Source organism: Peribacillus sp. SIMBA_075 (assembly GCF_046534585.1).
The window spans coordinates 1-432 of record NZ_JAWRYN010000140.1; the positions used below are offsets into that span (position 1 = coordinate 1).

Consider the following 432-nt stretch of genomic DNA (forward strand, 5'->3'; position numbering starts at 1 on the left):
TGGTTTAGCTTCTCATACAAGTGTATCTCGATTATTATACGTAATGGGGCGAGATAATGTAATTCCGAAGAAAATATTCGGATACATTCATCCTCGCTGGAGAACCCCAGTATATAATATTATTTTTGTAGGAATTATTTCGCTCTTCGCTATATTCATTGATTTAGAAACAGCAGCATCTCTTATTAACTTTGGAGCGCTTATTGCATTTACATTTGTTAATTTGTCTGTAATTTCTTACTATATAATCAAGAAAAAAAGATATAAGACGATAAAAGATTTCTTAAATTACTTAGTTATGCCTATTTTGGGTGCTGCTACTGTAGCCGTACTATGGTTTAATCTCAATATCCATTCACTTATTTTGGGACTTTGCTGGGCTGCTATTGGAATTGGGTACCTTCTATATGTTACAAATATGTTCCGTTCAGC

General features: G+C 33.3%; 1 protein-coding gene. It reads left to right on the top strand.

The genetic code is table 11. The annotated features are described in order from the left end of the window. A partial coding sequence (locus SB775_RS27515) for an APC family permease (RefSeq protein WP_410864306.1) occupies positions 1-432 on the top strand: 432 nt, incomplete at both ends.